Raw genomic sequence first — 15,898 nt, 5'->3', positions numbered from 1 at the left:
GGGTGTCCGGGTGAGTGATTCCCAGCAGCCTGCGGCGTCCGCCGCGCCCCAGCCGTCCGTCTCCGAGCAGGTGCAGGTGCGCCTGGCCAAGCGCGAGCGACTGCTGGCCGAGGGGCGTCAGCCGTACCCCGTCGAGGTGCCGCGCACGCACTCGCTGAGTGCGGTCCGCGCGGAGTGGGGCCACCTGGCCGCCGGCGAGGAGACCGACGTCGTCGTCAGCGTCGCCGGACGCATCATGTTCCAGCGCAACACCGGGAAGCTGTGCTTCGCCACGCTGGCCGACCAGTTCGGCCAGGACGCCGACGGTGAGCGCCTCCAGGTGATGCTGAGCCTGGCCGAGGTCGGCCAGGACTCCCTGGACGCCTGGAAGGCCGACACGGACCTCGGTGACTTCGTGTCCGTGACGGGTCGCGTCATCGCGTCCAAGCGCGGTGAGCTGTCGATCATGGCGACGGACTGGACGCTGGCGTCCAAGGCGTTGCGTCCGATGCCGACCCTGCACAAGGACCTCTCCGAGGAGGCCCGCGTCCGCCAGCGCTACGCCGACATGGTGGTGCGCGACGAGGCACGCGCGATGGTCCGGACGCGCGCGGCGATCACGCGCAGCATCCGCGAGACGCTCCACCGGCTGGGCTTCATCGAGGTCGAGACGCCGACCCTGCAGCTCATCCACGGTGGTGCCGCGGCGCGTCCGTTCGCGACGCACCTGAACGCGTTCGACATCGACATGACGATGCGCATCGCGCTGGAGCTCTACCTCAAGCGCGCCATGGTCGGCGGTACCGACAAGGTCTACGAGATGGGCCGGATCTTCCGCAACGAGGGCATCGACTCCACGCACAGCGCCGAGTTCACGATGCTCGAGGCCTACCAGGCCTGGACGGACCAGTCCGGCATCGCCGCCGTGCAGAAGCAGGTCATCCTGGACGCGGCGGACGCCGTGGGCTCCCGTCAGATCGAGACCGAGGCCGGCGTCATCGACCTCGACGGTGAGTGGCGCTGGCTGCCCGTCCTCGACGGGCTCTCGGACGCGGCCGGCGAGGAGATCACCCTCGAGACCCCCGTGGCGCACCTGCGCTCCCTGGCTGACCGGCACGAGGTCGACTACAACCCCGCCTGGGGCTCGGACAAGCTGATCGTCGAACTGTTCGGCGAGATCGTCGAGAAGTCCCTGCTCCAGCCGACGTTCGTCTGCGACTACCCCGCGATCGCCCAGCCCCTGGCGCGCCCGCACCGGACCAAGCCCGGCCTGATCGAGGCGTGGGACCTCGTCATCGGCGGCATGGAGCGCGGCACCGGCTTCTCGGAACTGATCGACCCGGTCATCCAGCGGGAGCGGTTCACCGAGCAGTCACTGCTGGCGGCCAAGGGAGATCCCGAGGCGATGCAGCTGGACGAGGACTTCCTCAACGCGCTCGAGTTCGGGGCTCCGCCGATGGGCGGCCTCGGCATGGGCGTGGACCGTCTGGTGATGTTGTTCACCAACCGGGGCATCCGCGAGACGATCCTCTTCCCGCTGCTGAAGCCCCAATCCTGACCCGCTGCCCCGAGGGCCTGCATGGGTCGCGCCGAGGGCCTGCATGGAACGCGCCGAGGGCTTGGGCTGCGGTGACTGTTCCGCCACGCATCGGTTTGTCACACTTGGGCAGGTTTGCCACGTGCTCAGACGTGGCAAACCTGAGTGTCGGCTCCCCGACCCGACGCCGATGTGGCAAAGCTGAGTGTCGTCAGGCCTCAGGCGTCGCTGAAACCGCCATCAGGGGAGCCAGCCCGGCGGCACGGGCCCGGGCCTCGGTGTCGCCGCACGCCGCGAGCCAGTTGGCGAGCATCTGGTAGCCACCCTCGGTGAGCACGGACTCCGGATGGAACTGGACGCACTCGACGGGTAGGGTCCGGTGCCGGACGGCCATGATCACGCCCGAGTCCGTCGTCGCCGACACCTCGAGTGCATCCGGGACGGTGTCCGGCTCGATCGCGAGCGAGTGGTACCGGGTCGCCGTGAACGGGTTGGGCAGGCCCTCGAACACGCCGCGTCCGTCGTGGTGGACGATCGAGGTCTTGCCGTGCAGCAGCTCGGGCGCACGATCGACGACGCCCCCGTAGGCCACGGCGATCGACTGCAGGCCCAGGCACACCCCGAAGATCGGGACGTGGCCGGCCTGTTCGCGTACCACCTGGATGCTCACGCCCGCGCCCTCCGGAGTCCCGGGGCCGGGGGAGATCAGGATGCCGTCGTAGGCGTCCGCCCAACCCTCGCTCGCGAACCGCTCGTCGTCGTTGCGCCACACGTCGACCTCGGCGCCGATCTGGGCGAGGTAGCTGACGATGTTCCACACGAAGGAGTCGTAGTTGTCGACGACGAGGATCCGGGTCATGGACTCATTGTCGCCGATCGGGAAAACGCCGGCTCTCGGCGCCCAAACCGCCGCCGGCTCCTGACGCGAACAGGGGGGATCCAGGCGGGAGTCGGCTCACCGCGGGACGATCGCGTGGGTGAACTCCGCGGGGCCGGCGTAGGGCGGCATCTCCACCCGCGCCCGGCGGGACACCTCGTAGCCGAGGCGATAGGCGTCCACGTACTGGCGGTACAGGCGGAGGTACTCGTTCGTGCGCAGGCTCTGCTCCAGCCGGGGGACGTCACCGATCGCGGTGATCCGGTACGGCGGCGCGTACGGGACGCCGTGCAGCACGACGGTGTTGCCCACGCACTTGATGCCCGTGCGGGACGACACTCGCTGCCCCTGGATCGTCATCGCCTCGGCGCCGCCCTCCCACAGGGCGTTCACGACGGCCTGGATGTCCTGCTGGTGCACGACCAGCAGGTCGGCATCGACGCCCGCCGGCTGGACGGACGCCGGTGCGTCGGTCAGCACGACCGTCAGGGCAGGGCCGGTCACCGCGCTCGAGTCGGCCCGCTCGGCCGCCGCCGTCAGGTCGGACGCCGCGGGCCCGCCCCCTTCAGTGGTGCGCTCGCGGGTGAGGGCGTCCACCTCGGCCCGGAGTTTCGCGGCGGTACGGGCGAGCTGGTCGGCACGGTCGGCCTCCGCCTGCACGAGCGCAGCGAGCTCGGTCGTGCGCGCGGGGCGGAGGTCGTTGCCCCGCGACGCCAGGGCGCTCGTGGCCATCATGAAGCCTGCGAGCACGCACACCACCACGGTGGCCACCCTGAGCGGTCCCCGCGTCTCGCGGGCCCTGTCCCGGGCCCGGCGCAACCTCTCAGCGGTGTCCATGGGTGGTGTCCATCAGTGGCCGGAGCCTACTTCCAGAGCGTTGCCACGCCGAAGGAGGCACCCATGGCGACCATGGCGATCAGCAGGTTCCAGTTGCCGATGTCGCTCATCCCCGGGACGTAGACGCTGGTCGCGGCGGTCAGGTACCACACGACCAGCCACAGCACGCCCACCAGCATCAGGGTCACGAACGTCGGGACGACCCAGCCCCGGCTGTCGGCGAGGCCCGCCTTCCCGAGGCGGTTCCTCTCGGCCCGCTCCTCGGCGACGGCGGCCTTGCGAGCCGACTTCTTCTTGACGTCGGCCTGCTTGCGGCTCTTGGATTCCGGCACTTCTTCCACTCCTGCTGCTCGGGACGGGGCCAGCTTAACCGCCGGCCGTCGGGTGTCGTTCAACGTCTGGTCAGGGGGTCGCCGTGGGAATCGGGGACGCCGGGGGCGTGGTCTCGGGTTCAGGCGACGGGGAGGCCGGAGGCGCGGTCGTCGGATCCGGGGTGGGGGTCGGCTTGGGTGCGAGGAACACGGTGATCCGCGCCGTCCGATCGACCAGCGACAACGCCTGCGGGTCGGTGCGCAGCACCGAGGTGCCGTCGGCGGGCTCGAAGGTGAGGTTCGTGAACCCGTACTTCGCGGCCTCCGCGACGGCCTGCTCGCGCGTCATGCCCAACATCGACGGCAGCCGGCTCTTGCCGGTCGCCACCGTCAGCGTGATCACCTGGCTCGCCGGGATCTTCTCCCCTTGGTCCGGGGTGACCTTGATGACGGTTCCCTGGACGGTGTCCTTGTCCTCGTCGTTGGCCTCGACCGCCCGCCCGGTGAGCCCGGCCGCGGTGAGGACCTTCAGGGCATCCTCCTGCTTCATCCCCAGCAACCCGCTCGGGACGGTGACCATCTTCGGGCCCGCGTTCAGGACGAGCAGGACCTCGCTGCCCTCGTTCACCGTCGTGCCCGGGAGGGGGTCGGTGCGCAGGACCCGGCCGATGGACGTGGCGTCCTGGGTCTCCTCGGAGGTGATCCGTGGCTTGAGGTTGGCCTCCTGGAGGAGTGCCACAGCCTGGGCCTCGGTCGCGTTGATCAGCGTGGCGGGGATCACCACCTGCTTGACCTCGGGCTCCCGGTTGCGGAGCATCAGCTGCCAGGCGGCGACCAGGCCGATCAGCAGCAGGGCCACGACGGCGAGGGTCCACCCCAGGCCGGCCCTGGTCTGCTTCTGGTGCGTGACCGGGGCCATGGTCGCCGTTCCGGCGCCGGCCATCGTGCCCGCACCGCCCAGGGTCTGGTCGGCCGTCACCTCGGTGGGGGTGGTCGCAGCCGTGCCGGTGGGGAGCACGGCGGTCGCCGCGGCAGCGGAAGCCGGGGGCAGGGCCACCAGCGGGGGCACGGGTGGGGGGAGCGTCGCGTTCACGCGCTGCCCGCCCAGGATGCGGTTGACGTCATCGCGCATCTCACCGGCGGTGGCGTAGCGGTCGTCGGGGTCCTTGGCGAGGGCCTTGAGAACGACGGCGTCCATGGGCGCCGTGATCTCGGGGTCGACCTGCGACGGCGGCACGGGGTGCTCACGGACGTGCTGGTACGCCACCGAGACCGGCGAGTCGCCCTGGAACGGTGGCTTGCCGACCAGCAGCTCGTACATCAGGCAGCCGGTGGAGTAGATGTCGGAGCGGGTGTCCACGGTCTCGCCGCGTGCCTGCTCGGGGGACAGGTACTGGGCGGTGCCGATCACCGCGGCGGTCTGGGTCATGGTGGACGACGTGTCGGCGACGGCGCGGGCGATGCCGAAGTCCATCACCTTGACCATCCCGGTCGAGGTCATCATCACGTTGGCCGGCTTGATGTCGCGGTGGATGATGCCGGCCTTGTGGCTGTAGGCCAGCGCCTCCAGGACGCCGGCGGTGAACTCCAGCGCCCGCTGGGGCAGGATCTTGCGGCCGTCGCGCAGGATGTCGCGCAGCGTCCGGCCCTCGACGAGTTCCATGACGATGAAGGGGACGGCGGTCTCCGACTGGGGGTCGATCTCCTCGCCGGTGTCGTAGACGGACACGATGTTCGGGTGGTTCAGTCCGGCAGCCGCTTGGGCCTCCCGCCGGAAGCGCGCCTGGAACGTCGGGTCGCTGGCCAGGTCGATGCGCAGCTCCTTGACGGCGACGTCCCGGCCGAGGCGCAGGTCACGAGCCTTGCTGACGAGGGCCATTCCCCCTCGGCCGATGACGCGGCCGATCTCGTAGCGGCCACCCAGAATCCTGGGTTGGTCGTTCATGTTGCCCTCCCTGGTGTGCCGGCCCGGTTCTGGGGAACCCGAATCCTGCGCGTGCCCGTCGGGGCCAGGGTTGGCCCTGCGGGGATGTGCTCATCGGTCATCGCACCGCCTCGATCACCTGCTGGGCGACGGGTGCCGCGTAGCGACCGCCCGAGACCTCCGACCCGTCCACCCCAGCGTCCTGGACGAACACAGCGACGGCGACCTTCGGGTCCTGGGCGAATGCGACGAACCAGGCGTACGGTACCCGGGTCGACCCACTGCCGGCCGACGCGGTGACCGCGGTGCCCGTCTTGCCACCGACCCGGAGACCCGGGATCCGTGCCCGACGTCCTGTCCCGTTCTCCACCACGCTCACCATCATGTCCTGAAGGGACTGGGCGTTCGTGGTCGACATGGCGGTCGACAGCGGACGGGGTGCATGGGTGCGGATCACGTTCAGGTCGGCGCCGCGGACCTGGCTGACCACGTACGGCTCCATGACGACACCGTTGTTGGCGATGCCGGCCACGACCATCGCCATCTGCAGCGGCGAGGCGGCCACGTCGAAGCCGCCGATGGAGCTCAGCATGACCTGGGCCCGGTCAAGCGTGGTGGGGAAGCGCGACGGGACCCCGTAGAGGTCCGCCAGGACGGGCTGCCCGAAGCCGAACTTCTCGGCCTGGCGGCGCAGGGCGTCGGCGCCGAGTTGGTCGCCGAGCAGCGCGTAGGCGGTGTTGCACGAGACCTGGAGGGCCTGGCGCAGGGAGATCTGCTCGCCGCCACAGTCGTAGGTCATCTGGAACGTCGAGCCGGGGAGCGTGAGGGTGGACGGCGAGGCCACGGTCGTGTCCGGGGTCATCCCCGACTCGAGCGCGGCGGCGCTCACGACCAGCTTGAACGTCGACCCGGGCGGGTAGATCTCGCGGACGGCGCGGTTGGTCAGCGGCCTGGCGGGGTTGTCGTTGAGCTGCGTCCAAGCCTGCTGGGTCGCGTTCAGGTCGTGCGAGGCCAGGGCGTTCGGATCGAACGTGGGGGAGGTGACCAGCGCGAGCACGGCGCCGGTGGTGTAGTCGAGCGCGACCACGGCGCCGGGTCGGTTGCCGAGCGCGCGGGCAGCGGCCTGCTGGGCGCGCGCGTCCAGGGTCGTCTGGAGGCTGGCGCCCTTGGGGCGCTTGCCGGAGGCGGCGTCCACGATGTTCTGCAGGGCCTGGACGTCGGCCGTCCCGGCGAGCTCGCTGGAGAAGCTGCGTTCCAGTCCCGCGCCTCCGTACAGGAAGGAGTAGTAGCCGGTGACCCCCGCGTACAGCTGACCCGGGTCGTAGGTGCGCTGGAACTGGTAACGGTCGTCGACCGCGGCGGAGGTGACGATCGGCGTGTTGCCGACGAGGATGTCGCCCCGGTCGGTGCCGAACTCGGCGTCCCGGACGCGCCGGTTCGCGGGATCGGACGCCAGCGATTCGGTCCGGAACAGGTAGCTGAAGGAGGCGTTCACCATCAGCGCCAGGAACATGAGCATCACGACGACGGCGACGCGCCGGATCGGGCCGTTCACGATTCCTCCCCCGGCTTCGATGTGGAGGACTCCGGGGAGTCCGGCACGGGGGCCGCTCCGGAGCCGCCGAACTGCAAGGGATCGGGACGCGGTGCGTCCATCGCAGCCGGCAACCCGGTGCGGGCACCCACGGTGGGCAGGGTCTGGGTGGCCTCCGCCGACAACGACACGTACTCGCCCGAACCGCCGTGCTCGACCACGGGGCGACGGACCTGGTGGGTGATCGTCAGCATCAGCCCCAGCAGGAGGAAGTTCGACAGCAGCGAACTACCACCCTGGGAGACGAACGGTGTCGTCAGGCCGGTGAGCGGGAGCAGGCGTGTGACGCCGCCGATGATGGTGAAGACCTGCAGGGCGAACACGAAGGCCAGACCCGTGGCGAGCAGCTTGCCGAAGCCCTCCCCTGCACCGAGAGCTGCGCGCAGCAGCCGGGCGACGATGACGCCGAACAGGAGGATCACCGCCACGAGCCCGTAGAGCCCGAGCTCCTCACCGAGGGCGGCGGCGATGAAGTCGTTCTTGGCCAGCGGCGTGAGGTAGGGACGCCCGTCGCCCCACCCCGTCCCGAACAGCCCGCCCCAGGCGAACCCGAACTGGGCGCTGATGACCTGCAGGTTGCGGTCATAGTCGGTGAACGGGTTGAGCCAGGACTCGAAGCGGGTCTGCACGTGGCCGAAGGCGTGGTAGCCGCCCACTCCCAGCACCAGGATCATCAGCACGCCCAGGATCGCCCAGCTCGGACGCTCGGTGGCCACGTACAGCATCGCCACGAACAATCCGAAGAACAGCAGGGTGGTGCCCAGGTCCTTCTGGAAGACGAGGATGACCAGCGAGAAGCCCCAGGCGATGAGGATCGGCCCGAGGTCCCGCGGGCGGGGGAAGTCGATGCCGAGGAAGCGACGTCCGGCCATGGCCAGCACGTCCTTCTTCTCCACCAGATAGGCGGCGAAGGCGATCGACAGGACGATGCGGGCCAGTTCGGCGGGTTGGAAGCTGAAGGGGCCGACCTCGATCCAGATGCGGGCACCGTGGTTCTCCTTGCCCAGCACGGGGAGGAGGGGGGCGAGCAGCAGCAGGAAGCCGGCCAGGAACCACAGGTAGGTGTAGCGCTGGAGGCGCCGGTGGTCGCGCAGCCACAGGACGACTGCGGTGAAGACCAGCACGGCCAGCACCAACCACAGCATCTGGAGTTCGGCACTGCGCTTGCCGTCGAACTGGTCCAGGCGGTGGATCATCGACAGCCCGAGACCCGTCAGGAGGAACGCCACCGGCAGGAGCAGCGGGTCGGCGTACGGCAGGCGCCACGCGGTGACGCCCCAACACACCAGGCCGAGTGCGAACCAGGCCGTGATGCCCACGAACCACGGGCCACCGAACGAGAGCGGACCGACGGTCATCAGCCAGTCGGCGGGCATGCCGTCGTTCTGGTTCAGGTTGGTCAGTACGTAACCGCTCGCACCCAGGGTGAGCGCGAAGATCATCATCAGCAAGGAGACGACGGCGCGCCGGCGATGGACCACGATCTCGGCCACGTCAGCACTCCTCGGGGGCGGTGACGGGTGTGGGTCCGGGGCTGGGAGTCTCGAGGGGGGTCGCGGTCGCTACGGGATCGAGGCCGGGAGTGGTGGCCGGCGGGCTCGGCGTGGGCAGGGCCGTCGCTCGGGCGCGGGCCTCACGCTGGGCGATGCATTCGGCAGCCTTCTCGCGCAACTCCCCGAGGGTGCGGTCGGCGGACTCACGGTCGCTGACGGGGATCCCGCCCTGCACCTTGGCCGCGTAGTAGGGGGGCAGGTCGGCGATGCGGGTCGTGTCCTTCTGCTCGAGTGTGGAGAGGTCGACGCCGAGGATGCGGTCGGGGACGCCGCGGAAGACGGCCACGTGAGCGTCCGCAGGACCGATGAAGTACTGGGTCTGGGTGTAGGAGTACCAGCCGTACGCTCCGCCGCCCAGGACGAGGACGGGCAGCAGGAGGGCCAGGACGAACTTCACCCACGTGGCCGCCCTGCGTCGGCCCGACAGGGCATACCGCTCGTCCTCGGTGAGGGTGCGCTCGAGGGCGACCTCCTCGCCCAGCGCGTCCGGTGCGAGGGCCAGCGACGCTGTGTGCTCGGCGCCGGCCGGGGCGCTCACCGTGGCTGCGGCACCGATCATCTCGCTCACGCCCACCGGCCCGTCGACCTCGACGTCGGCCAGCACGATCGTGATGTTGTCGTGCCCGCCCGCCCGATGGGCGAGGGCGACCAGCTTGGCGATGGTCTCGCCCCGGGGGAGGCCCGCGGTGGCGACGTTCGCGATGGCGGCGTCTGTCACGAGGCCGCAGAGACCGTCCGAACACACCAGCAGCCGGTCGCCCGCGTGGACGTCGAGCCAGCCGAGGTCCGGCTCGTGTTGGCTGGAGCCGTTCAGCACGCGGAGCACCAGGGAGCGGTGCGGGTGCTCGAGGGCCTCCTCCTCCGTGATGCGCCCCTCGTCGACCAGCGTCTGCACCCAACTGTGGTCGCGGGTCACCCGGTGGAGGACGCCGTCTCGCACGAGGTAGGCCCGGGAGTCACCGATGTTGACCACCGCCAGGCGGTCGTGGTCCAGCACGAAGCCGCACACGGTGGTGCCCATGCCCGCGAGTTCCGGGTCGTCCTCGACGAGTTCGACCAGCCGCTCGTTCGTCCGGGCGAGGGCGCCGGCCATGACGGTGAGGACGTCGACGAGGTCCCCCGGATCCTCGTCGTCCGCAGGCGTGGGCGCCGCGGGGTGGGTGGCTTCGGCGGTGGCGTCCGTCCTCGCGAGTCGCTCGGCGCGGGCGGCGGCGATGAGGTCCGTCAGGTTCTCGTCGGTCTTCTTCAACTCCCAGATGGCCACCGCCGAGGCGAGGTCACCCGCCGCGGCGCCGCCCATCCCGTCCGCGACCATGAGCATGTGCGGGCTGGTCCAGGCCGAGTCCTGGTTGTTGCTGCGGACCAGCCCGATCTCGGAGTGAGAGTCGTAGCCGAGGGTCAGGGCCATGGGGTCAGGCCTCCACGACCAGCAGTGTTCGGCCGATGCGGAGGGTGTCGGCCGGGGTGAACGGGGCGGGGGAGCTCAGGCGCTCATTGTTCAGGTAGGTGCCGTTGGTGGAGCCGAGGTCCTCGACGAGGTAGCCCTGTGCGGTGCGGTAGATGCGTGCATGCCGCGTCGAGACGTAGTCGTCGTCCAGGATCAACTGGCAGTCGGTGCTGCGACCGATCCTCAGGTGGTCGCCCAGCGTCATCGTCAGGCCGGCCTGCTTCCCCTTGGTGATGCGGAGCGTGGTCGGCATGCGGGCCGCAGCACGGCGTGCGCGGCGGCCCGTGGGGGCGGTCGAGGCCTGGGCCGTGGGGGAGACCCGACGGCCGAACAGGTCGGAGCGGATGACGCTGCCCGTGAGCAGGACGAAGACCCACAACAGCGCGAGGAAGGCGAACTTCAGGGCCAGGACGAGAAGTTCAGACATCGGACACCGGTGACCTCACCAGCATGCGGGTGTTGCCGAGTTCGACGCGTGACCCGTCCCGGAGGGGGGCGGACTGGACGCGTCGGCCGTCCACGACGATGCCGTTGGTCGAGCCCATGTCCTCGATGGTGACCTGGGGCTCCCGGTCCGTGCCCCGAACGCTCACGCGCGCATGGACGCGGGAGATCCCGGGGTCGTTGATGCGGACGTCGGCGTCCGTGCCCCGGCCCAGGGTGAAGCCCGGCGGGGTCAGCGGGTGCCGGATGCCGTTGACCTCCAACACGAGGCTGGCGCGGCGGATCGCGGTGGACGTCGCCGGGGTCGCCGCGGCCGCCACGGCCTGGCTCTGGACCGTGAAGCGCCCGACCGGCAGCTCCGGCTCGAGCTCGTAGGCGATGGTGACCGGCCCGTTGAACACGTACCCCGCGTTGGCCGCGTACTCGCGCAGCTGGGGGATGATGTCGGAGTTCAGGGTCCGGCTGTAGGGCACCAAGCGGTCGTAGTCGTGGCCCGACAGCCCGATGGTGAAGTCGTTGGGCACGAGCTTGCGGTCACGCGAGAGCAGGCGCGCCTCCGCGTCCAGCTCCTTCTGGAGCCGCGCTGTGATCTCCACGGGTTGGACATCACCCTTGAAGGCGCGCGCGAAGGCGCCGTTGACGACCCCTTCGAGCTTGCGCTCGAGGTTGTCGAAGACTCCCACCGGCCCTCCTTCCCCGTCTGTCATCCGCCTGCGAACCTGTCACAGCGTAGCCTGCCACCCTGTTCGCGGCGGGAGTTGCCCCATCAGGGGGGAACACTGCCCTCCCGCCACCCTCGATGCTAGGTCGTCCGCGTCCTGACGACGGCCACCGACCCTGCGGGGAGTCGGAGGCGTCCCTCGGCCAGGTGTGCGCCACCGAACGAGGCGATCATCTCACCGGTCAGATCCGGCAGGACGGCTGCCGAACGGGGTGAGGCCACGATCGTGAGCGGCCCGTGCGTGAGGGCGAACCAGTCGCCGCCATGGGCGGTCGCGACCGGGAGTCCGGGCCTCACATGTGCGCGGCGCAGCGCGATGAGGGTGCGGTACCAGCCCAGCATGGTGGCGTGTCCCGGTTCGTCGCGCTCGCTCCAGTCGAGCTTGGACGCCTCGAACGACGCCGCAGCCTGCGGATCCGGGATGGCCGCGTCCGGGCCGTAGACGTCCGCCCAGCCGTGCTGTCCGAACTCCTTCAGCCGGCCTTCGGTGATGAGCCGGCCGAGTTCTTCGTCGTGGTGGCTGAAGAACTGGAACGGGCGCCGGGTGCCCCACTCCTGTCCCTGGAACAGCATCGGTGTGAACGGGGACAGCAACAGCAGGGCGGCTCCGCCGGCGACCGCGCCGGGCGTCAGACGTGAGTCGGGGCGATCTCCCAGCCCGCGATTGCCGACCTGGTCGTGGTTCTGGGTGTAGGTGATGAACCGGCGGCGGTCGACCGCATCGGGGACGGGAGCACCCCACTCGGTGCCGCGGAAGGTCGACCAGGTGCCGTCGTGGACGAACACCTTCTCGAAGGCGTGGGCGAGCGTCTCGGGACTGCCGAAATCGACGTAGTAGCCGAAGGTCTCCCCGGTGAGCCAGCTGTGCAGGGCGTGGTGGACGTCATCGGCCCACTGCGCGTCCATGCCGCGGGCCTGGGGGCTGGCGGGCAGGGCGGGATCGCCGGTGGTCGCCGGGTGGGTGAGCGTCGGCGCGATCATCGTGACGTCGTTGAGGTCGGACTCGGCGATGAGGGTGAGCCGGCGACCCGTCTCGGCCTCGAGGTCGGCGACGGCATCCGCGATCTCGGTCAGGAGGTGCGGGATCGAGTCGTCCTTGAGGGCGTGCACCGCATCGAGGCGCAGGGCGTCGATGTGGAAGTCACGCAGCCAGCGGACGGCGTTGTCGATCAGGAAGGCGCGGACCCCGGCGGCATGCTCGTCGTCGAGGTTGATGGCGGCGCCCCAGGGCGTCTGGTGCCGGGCCGTGTAGTAGGGCCCGAACTCGGCCACGTAGTTGCCGGCCGGCCCGAAGTGGTTGTGGACGACGTCGAGGCAGACCGCCAGGCCGCGTGCGTGGGCCGCGTCGACGAACCGTTGCAACGCCACGGGGCCTCCATGGGCCTCGTGGACGGCGTACAGGGACACGCCGTCGTAGCCCCATCCCCGCTCGCCGGGGAAGGGGGCCAGCGGCATGAGCTCGACGGTGTCCACGCCGAGTTCGACGAGGTCGTCGAGGCGCTCGATCGCCGAGTCGAGCGTCCCCCCTGGGGTGAACGTGCCCACGTGCAGTTCGTAGAACACGCCGCCGAGGACGTCGCGTCCGTCCCAGTCGGCGTCCGTCCACCCGAAGGCGTTGGGGTCGAACACCCGGCTGGGGCCGTGGACGCCGTGGGGCTGCTGACCGCTGCGTGGGTCGGGGCGCGGATCCCTGCCGTCGACGCTGAGCAGGTAGTCGGTGCCGACGGGCAGGTCGATCGTCCAATAGCCGTCGCCCCGGGGGGCCAAGGTGGCCGACGTGCTCGCATCCGGGCCGGTGCTGCCGTCGCCCCCGGCCGTCGCCCCGGGCAGCACGGCCTCGACCGAACCGGCCAGCGGGGCCCACACGGTGATCGGCAACGTGTCAGTCATGGCTCGCCTCCCCGTTGCCGTTGGCCGGGCGCTCGAAGAACCGCTTGGTCAGCCAGCCGAGCAGGCCGGTGCTCTCCGCCTCGGCCTCCGCCTCGGCCTCCGCCTCGGCGGCGGGGCGGGTCGACAAACCCTCTCGCGGCGTCGCGCGGAAGATCGGGGTGCCGTCCTCCAGGGTGTCGGCGAGTGTCTCGGCCTGTGCCCGGGCGTCCGACCCGCCGGGGCCGTCGACCTTCTCCAGTACCGCGACGGGGTAGCGCGTCAGCAGATCGTCGATCAGGAGGCTGCCGCCGGGGTGCTCGGTGTCGGTCAGGATGTCGCGCCACGTCCCCTCCGGCAGCACGACCGAGTGGGCGGTGAATCCCTCGCTGCGGGCCAGGTCGCGGTGCAGGCGGGCGGCGACGGTGACCACCTGCGGGTCGTCACCGCGCGCGTAGCACAGGGCGTGGCCGGTGCTGCTGGGCAGCGGGCGGTACGCGGCCTCCGGCCCGACGAAGGCGTCGGGGCGCCGACGACGCAGCCGCAGGATCTCGCGGGTGAGGTGGAACTTCTCCTCGGCCAGCGTGACGGGCGCCCGCCGGTCGAGGTAGCTGGCGGTGTCGGCCAGTGCGGCGAAGTCGGCCGGTGCGCGGTTGTCCGGGTCCACGAGGTAGTTCTGCACGGTCTCACACGACTGGTAGGTGTCGGCCACCCCCAGGCACGTCAGCTGGATCGCCTTGCGGGACAGGATCGAGACGCGGACGGCGGCGTTGGTGAAGTCGAACCAGTCGCTGAACGCGCCCATCAGGTCTTCGTCGTCGTAGATCCTCGCGATGAACTCCTTCAGGCGCCCCTCGGCCTCGGCGTCCTGCGACGTCCAGGACGTCCAGATCTTCTGCTCACGAGCGGCCTTCAGCATGTACCGCTCGAGGCGCTCCCGCTCGATCGGGCCGTCGACGGTCCACGTCCCGGCGAGGATCTGCCAGAACAGGTTCTCGGTGTGGCCCTCGATGCCCTCCGCGTAGGGGTGGAGCCGGGTGACCAGCGCCCGCCACTCGGCCGAGTACTGGGACAGCACGCCGATGCGGCTGCGGACATCCTCGGAGCGCTTGGTGTCGTGGGTCGTCCCGCACGTCATCGTGGCGGGCCATGCGGAGGCCATCGTCGAGCACCAGCGGTGGAACTCGTCGGGGTTGAGGCTCCACGTGTCGGGGGAGCCACCGACCTCGTTGAGGGCGACCAGCTGGGTCCAGCGGTAGTAGGCGGTGTCCTCCACCCCCTTGGCGGTGACTGCGCCGCACACCTGCTGGAAACGGACCACCAGTTCGTCGCGCTGGGCACGTTGGGAGCGACCCTCGCTCCCGACCTCCCGACCCAGGACGAGGTCGACCACGACCTCCATCGTGTCGTGGAGTTCGGCGTCCAAGACCTGGGTGGCGCGTTTCGCAGCCTCCTCGACGAGCTCCACCGATGAAGCAGGCGGCTCCTCGCCGGGCACGACGTAGGCGCGGTAGCGGTCGAAGGCGATCACCAGTTCGGTGAGACAGGCACGGATCCAGCCGTGCGTGTGGTCACGCAGCATGATGTCGTCGCGGCAGATCGTGTGGGCCAGGGTCGCGATGCGGTGCACCTCGGCCAGGAGACTGGTGGTGACGATCTCGCGCTTGGCGTCGTTGATCACCTCGGGCAGGGTGCCGGGGATGTCGCCGGTGATCAGGTGTGCCACCGTGCCGAGGTCGCCGTAGCCCTTGGGGTCGCACTGCAGCGCCGAGATCCGCCAGGCGGCGTCGTAGCCGGTCGTGCCGGCCACGGGCCAGTCCTCGGGCATCGACTCGTCGCCCTCGAGGATCTTCTCGGCGGCGATCCAGGCCCCGCCGGTGGCCTTCGACAGCCGGCGCATGTAACCCCGCGGGTCGGCGAGCCCGTCGGGGTGGTCGATGCGGAACCCGTCGATGTGACCCGCGTCGAACAGGTCCAGCAACAGTGCGTGCGTGGCGTCGAACACCTTCGGGTCCTCCACGCGCAGCGCCACCAGTGTGTCGACGTCGAAGAAGCGGCGGAAGTTCAACTCCTCGGCCGCCACCTGCCAGTAGGCCAGCCGGTAGTACTGCTCCTTCACGCAGAGGTGCATGGGCAGGTTCTCCGTGCCGGCGCGCACGGGGAAGACGTGGTCGTAGTACACGAGGACCGGCTGTTCGCCGTCCTCCTCGTGGCCGGGGATGACGCGGTGCTCGAGCGTGATCTCGCCGTTGGCCAGCACGGTGCCGATGCGCGCACCGAGGACCGGCATCAGGATGCCCTCACCCTCGCCGTCATCGGTGCCGTCGAACCAGGTGGCGTAGGGCGAGGCCGGGCCCTCCTTGAGGACCGACCACAGGGCCCGGTTGTGGTGGATCGGAGTGGGGACGCCCATGTGGTTGGGCACCACGTCCACGACGATGCCCATCCCGCGTTCGTGTGCTCGGGAGGCGAGCCGCTCGAAGCCCTCGCGTCCGCCCATCTCCTCACTGATGCGGGAGTGGTCCACGACGTCGTAGCCGTGGGTGCTGCCCGGGGCTGCCTGCAGGATCGGGCTCAGGTAGAGGTCGGTCACGCCGAGGCCCTCGAGGTAGTCGAGTTGGGCCGCCGCCTGGTCGAAGCCGAGGTCCGGCCCCAACTGCAGTCGGTAGGTCGACACCGGCGTACGGCGTCGCTGGGACGGAAGGTGCGGGCGGGTGTCGGCCGCACGTGCTGCGGTGGTCTGGCTCAAGGCAAGTTCCTCGTCATCCGGTGCGCTGGCTCCTGCCAACCTACCGCGAACCTCTGACA

General features: G+C 70.3%; 12 protein-coding genes. 1 reads left to right on the top strand and 11 read right to left on the bottom strand.

What is annotated here, in order from left to right; genetic code table 11:
• Positions 1-70 precede the first annotated feature (70 nt).
• Positions 71-1,537 (top strand): lysine--tRNA ligase, encoded by a 1,467-nt coding sequence (gene lysS / locus AC5YDA_RS05720; protein WP_496190058.1) that lies wholly within the window; start codon positions 71-73, stop codon positions 1,535-1,537.
• Between the two features lie 190 nt (positions 1,538-1,727).
• Here the strand turns inward: lysS and AC5YDA_RS05715 are convergent, their stop codons facing one another.
• The 11 genes from AC5YDA_RS05715 to treY form a co-directional block, all read right to left on the bottom strand.
• The gene (locus AC5YDA_RS05715) at positions 1,728-2,375 is read right to left on the bottom strand and encodes an aminodeoxychorismate/anthranilate synthase component II (RefSeq protein WP_496190052.1); all 648 of its coding nucleotides are present in this window, start codon (positions 2,373-2,375) and stop codon (positions 1,728-1,730) included.
• A 96-nt stretch (positions 2,376-2,471) separates the two neighbouring features.
• Entirely contained in the window at positions 2,472-3,230 is a 759-nt protein-coding gene (locus AC5YDA_RS05710) for a DUF881 domain-containing protein (protein WP_496190051.1), read from the bottom strand.
• 26 nt (positions 3,231-3,256) lie between these two features.
• Complete coding sequence (locus AC5YDA_RS05705) at positions 3,257-3,562, bottom strand: cell division protein CrgA (RefSeq protein WP_496190050.1); 306 nt, start codon at positions 3,560-3,562, stop codon at positions 3,257-3,259.
• Positions 3,563-3,632: 70 nt separating this feature from the next.
• Positions 3,633-5,486, bottom strand: a complete 1,854-nt coding sequence (gene pknB, locus AC5YDA_RS05700) for a Stk1 family PASTA domain-containing Ser/Thr kinase (protein WP_496190049.1) — start codon at positions 5,484-5,486, stop codon at positions 3,633-3,635.
• 97 nt (positions 5,487-5,583) lie between these two features.
• The gene (locus AC5YDA_RS05695; protein WP_496190048.1) at positions 5,584-7,020 is read right to left on the bottom strand and encodes a peptidoglycan D,D-transpeptidase FtsI family protein; all 1,437 of its coding nucleotides are present in this window, start codon (positions 7,018-7,020) and stop codon (positions 5,584-5,586) included.
• Positions 7,017-8,552: an FtsW/RodA/SpoVE family cell cycle protein gene (locus tag AC5YDA_RS05690; RefSeq protein ID WP_496190047.1), complete on the bottom strand. Its 1,536-nt coding sequence runs from the start codon at positions 8,550-8,552 to the stop codon at positions 7,017-7,019. The genes AC5YDA_RS05695 and AC5YDA_RS05690 overlap by 4 nt, the downstream gene beginning before the upstream one ends.
• Position 8,553: 1 nt before the next feature.
• The gene (locus tag AC5YDA_RS05685; RefSeq protein ID WP_496190046.1) at positions 8,554-10,020 is read right to left on the bottom strand and encodes a PP2C family protein-serine/threonine phosphatase; all 1,467 of its coding nucleotides are present in this window, start codon (positions 10,018-10,020) and stop codon (positions 8,554-8,556) included.
• 4 nt (positions 10,021-10,024) lie between these two features.
• The gene (locus AC5YDA_RS05680) at positions 10,025-10,486 is read right to left on the bottom strand and encodes an FHA domain-containing protein FhaB/FipA (protein ID WP_496190045.1); all 462 of its coding nucleotides are present in this window, start codon (positions 10,484-10,486) and stop codon (positions 10,025-10,027) included.
• A complete protein-coding gene (locus AC5YDA_RS05675) occupies positions 10,479-11,186 on the bottom strand; it encodes an FHA domain-containing protein (RefSeq protein WP_496190044.1) in 708 nt (235 codons plus the stop codon). The genes AC5YDA_RS05680 and AC5YDA_RS05675 overlap by 8 nt, the downstream gene beginning before the upstream one ends.
• Before the next feature lie 119 nt (positions 11,187-11,305).
• Positions 11,306-13,114 (bottom strand): malto-oligosyltrehalose trehalohydrolase, encoded by a 1,809-nt coding sequence (treZ, locus tag AC5YDA_RS05670; RefSeq protein WP_496190043.1) that lies wholly within the window; start codon positions 13,112-13,114, stop codon positions 11,306-11,308.
• A complete protein-coding gene (treY, locus tag AC5YDA_RS05665) occupies positions 13,107-15,839 on the bottom strand; it encodes a malto-oligosyltrehalose synthase (RefSeq protein WP_496190042.1) in 2,733 nt (910 codons plus the stop codon). Before treY ends, treZ begins: the two co-directional genes overlap by 8 nt.
• Positions 15,840-15,898 lie beyond the last annotated feature (59 nt).

The organism is Propioniciclava sp. LT294 (genome assembly GCF_059516005.1).
Note: the sequence above shows the minus strand (reverse complement) of the source record. Positions and strands in the feature narration are given on the sequence as shown.

Excerpts from the sequence above, each read along its gene's own strand:
- AC5YDA_RS05715 (WP_496190052.1), bottom strand. The coding sequence starts at position 2,375 with ATGACCCGGATCCTCGTCGTCGACAACTACGACTCCTTCGTGTGGAAC.
- AC5YDA_RS05710 (WP_496190051.1), bottom strand. The coding sequence starts at position 3,230 with ATGGACACCGCTGAGAGGTTGCGCCGGGCCCGGGACAGGGCCCGCGAG.
- pknB (WP_496190049.1), bottom strand. The coding sequence starts at position 5,486 with ATGAACGACCAACCCAGGATTCTGGGTGGCCGCTACGAGATCGGCCGC.
- AC5YDA_RS05685 (WP_496190046.1), bottom strand. The coding sequence starts at position 10,020 with ATGGCCCTGACCCTCGGCTACGACTCTCACTCCGAGATCGGGCTGGTC.
- AC5YDA_RS05680 (WP_496190045.1), bottom strand. The coding sequence starts at position 10,486 with ATGTCTGAACTTCTCGTCCTGGCCCTGAAGTTCGCCTTCCTCGCGCTG.
- treZ (WP_496190043.1), bottom strand. The coding sequence starts at position 13,114 with ATGACTGACACGTTGCCGATCACCGTGTGGGCCCCGCTGGCCGGTTCG.